The organism is Arthrobacter sp. Hiyo1 (assembly GCF_001263615.2).
In the GTDB taxonomy this organism is placed as follows: Bacteria; Actinomycetota; Actinomycetes; order Actinomycetales; family Micrococcaceae; genus Arthrobacter.
The window spans coordinates 100,676-103,445 of record NZ_DF952473.1; the positions used below are offsets into that span (position 1 = coordinate 100,676).

Below are 2,770 nucleotides of genomic sequence, written 5' to 3' on the forward strand. Positions count from 1 at the left end.
CTTCGCGCGGCGCCCATAAACGACGACGGCGACGATCACCGCGATGATCACGACCGCCACCACGATCCAAATCCAAAGTTGACCGTCCATTGGAACTCCCCTCGAAAATTGACTGCGCCTCCGCAACGCCGGTGTTATCGATCGGCCGACCCTGCCGTTGGCCAGCCGGGATCGGCGTCCTCGGACAGCGCGCGGATGCCGGTCCCTTGAGTCAACAACTTTGTGTGAACCATGACACGAGTAGCTTGTACTTGTTTTCCCCGGAGGTTCAAGCGGACTGACGGTCCTGGTTTACTCCACGGCCGGCGACGGAGGCCGAACGCCGAAGGACAGCGAGGGCTCGTCGGGGGTAGCGAGGGTCAGGACGGCCTCCTCGACGGTCTCCTCGTCCTCGAGTTCCCGTTCCACGCGGCGCAGCGCGATGGCCACTTCGTGCTCCCGGAGGTCGCCGGTGATATCCACTGCGGCCACGAGGTACAACTTGCGCGGACCGACAAACTCCAGGTGAAGATATGTCAGGCGCTCGATTTCGCGGTGTTCCATGACCCTGATCGCCATCGACTTCTCGAGTTCCGGAGTGACGCCCTGGCCGACAAGGAAGCGACGATTGCGATCTATCAGCACTACGGCGATGACACCGAGAAGAATGCCGACAAATATGGATCCGAGCGCATCCGGAAGTGGTGATCCAGTGAGCTGGTGCAGGAAGATTCCCAAGAAGGCAATGAGCAGGCCTATGAGCGCGGCGCTGTCCTCCGCGAAGACTGCACGCATGGTGGGATCTGAACTCTTGAGCACTTGCTCCAAGGTCCGGCGTTCGAGCTCCCGTGCGGACTTGCGGGCCTGCCGGAATGCCTGGACGAACGAACCCCCTTCCAGGACGAACGATACCGCCAAGACAATATAGGCGACCGCGAAATCACCGGCGGGCTCCGGCGCGAAAAGCTGTTGGATGCCGTGCATCACGGAAACAACGGCGCCTGCGGTGAACAAGCCAAAGGCGGCAAACATCGACCACACGTATGCTTCCCTGCCGTAGCCCATCGGATGGGCCACGTCCCGCTTCTTCGAGGATCTCCTCTCGGCCACCAGCAGGAAGACCTGGTTTCCCGTGTCCGCCCAGGAGTGGGCGGACTCAGCGATCATCGAAGCGGAGCCGGTAAGCACGGCGGCGACAGTCTTTGCGACCGCAACAAGAAGGTTTGCCGCAAAAGCCAAGATCACGGTCATGAGGGATGAAGCTGGCATCCTGACCTTCTTGGTTTCAACCATGGAAACTACCGTACCAACAACCATGGAGTCCACGCCTAGTGGTTGCCGAGGAAGGAACGGAGGGTGCGGGCATTACGGACCGCGTTACCGCCGCCGTCGTTATTGAAATAGACGAAAACCTCCTTGCCCGCCGTCTCCCATTCCGCAATTCGGTCGGTCCACCAGCGCAGGTCCTGATCGGAGTATGAACCTCCATAAAGGTGGTGGTGATCCGGCCCATGCATCCTGATGTAGACAAACGGCGCCGTCGCTCGGAGGACGCACGGGAGCTCCGCCCCGCTCATGATGCAATAGGCCGTCCGGTGCTTTTCAAGCAACTCGTAGACAGCCTCGTCATGCCAGCTGTCATGGCGGAATTCGACGGCGACCTTGATCCACTCGGGGAGGAGGCCAAGGAAATAGGCCAGCCGGCCGTCGTCGCGCTCCATTCCCGGCGGCAACTGGACGAGCAGGACCCCACGCCTGTCCCCGAGCTCATGCCACGCCGAGGTGATCCTGCCGATCCAGGCTTCGGGTGCGTAAAGGCGCTTGCCATGGGTGAGCCCACGGGGCGCCTTGACCGAAAACACGAACCCTTCAGGTAGGCGGCGTCGCCAACTGGCGAACGATGAATCGCGCGGCCAACGATAGAAACTCGCGTTGAGTTCGACGGTCTCGAATTGCTGCACGTAGTAATCGAGCCGGTTGCGGGAGGGGGTGCCGGCGGGATAGAGCACGTGGTCCCAGTGGTCGTAACTCCACCCCGACGTCCCTACGTGGGTTGCCATCCGGCCAGCCTATGGTCGAAGTCGCTGAATAAGTAAGCTGATTGATATTCGGAATCGATGAGAGGTTGGTCGATGGCCATGCGATTCGGGTCGATTTTCGGGCTGATCGTGGTGATCTGGCTCGTCATAGGAGCAGTAGCGGCCGGACAGCGAGGCTACTTCAGCGCCGTCCCGGCGCAGTGCTCCCAGCTCGCAACGATTAGCCTGAATATTGTTGCCGGTCCCTTGAACTACATGGGACTGAATCCCGTGGCAGGCTGCGAACTGCCGCGGCCGTCGTGAGCGGACCGGAAGATCCCCTGTTCCCCGGGCCGGCTCCCGACACCAGGCACGAGTCCGAGGACCAACGGATGGACCGAAACTGGAATGAGCTGCTCCAGGAGATGCGCGTCCTCCAGACGGGCGTGCAGATTATCGGCGGCTTCCTGCTGACCCTGCCGTTCCAGCAGCGATTCGGCACGCTCACAGAGATGCAAAAATGGTGGTTTCTCCTGCTGGTTGTCCTGGCGACCATGACCACCGGGCTCATGCTCGTTCCGGTAAGCCTGCACCGGCGGCTCTTCCAGCATCACGTCAAGTACCGGCTGGTGGCTGCAGGCGACAAGATCGTCAAGGCCGTCGTGGCGTGTGTGTCCCTGCTGATCGCCGGGTGCGCCGGACTGATCTTCAGCGTTGCCGTGGGGCCTGAGGCCGGCCTCGCCGCGGGCGGCAGCATCCTTGTCGCCCTCGCG

The 2,770-nt window shown here is 61.7% G+C and carries 4 protein-coding genes; 2 read left to right on the forward strand and 2 right to left on the reverse strand.

The genetic code is table 11. The features are described from left to right. Window positions 1-291: 291 nt before the first annotated feature. Both AHiyo1_RS15995 and AHiyo1_RS16000 read right to left on the reverse strand, forming a co-directional pair. A complete protein-coding gene (locus tag AHiyo1_RS15995) occupies window positions 292-1,248 on the reverse strand; it encodes a cation diffusion facilitator family transporter (RefSeq protein ID WP_253257392.1) in 957 nt (318 codons plus the stop codon). 59 nt (window positions 1,249-1,307) lie between these two features. Beyond that, complete coding sequence (locus AHiyo1_RS16000) at window positions 1,308-2,039, reverse strand: DUF72 domain-containing protein (RefSeq protein WP_059389215.1); 732 nt, start codon at window positions 2,037-2,039, stop codon at window positions 1,308-1,310. Between the two features lie 72 nt (window positions 2,040-2,111). Here AHiyo1_RS16000 and AHiyo1_RS16005 point away from each other — a divergent pair, with 72 nt between their 5' ends. Beyond that, entirely contained in the window at window positions 2,112-2,321 is a 210-nt protein-coding gene (locus AHiyo1_RS16005) for a hypothetical protein (RefSeq protein WP_253257393.1), read from the forward strand. Continuing rightward, on the forward strand, window positions 2,318-2,770 hold a 453-nt coding region (locus AHiyo1_RS16010), incomplete at its 3' end, for a DUF6328 family protein (RefSeq protein WP_275937071.1). The genes AHiyo1_RS16005 and AHiyo1_RS16010, both read left to right, overlap by 4 nt.

Coding starts and splice junctions, on each gene's coding strand:
- AHiyo1_RS16005 (WP_253257393.1), top strand. CDS start 2,112: ATGGCCATGCGATTCGGGTCGATTTTCGGGCTGATCGTGGTGATCTGG.
- AHiyo1_RS16000 (WP_059389215.1), bottom strand. CDS start 2,039: ATGGCAACCCACGTAGGGACGTCGGGGTGGAGTTACGACCACTGGGAC.
- AHiyo1_RS15995 (WP_253257392.1), bottom strand. CDS start 1,248: ATGCCAGCTTCATCCCTCATGACCGTGATCTTGGCTTTTGCGGCAAAC.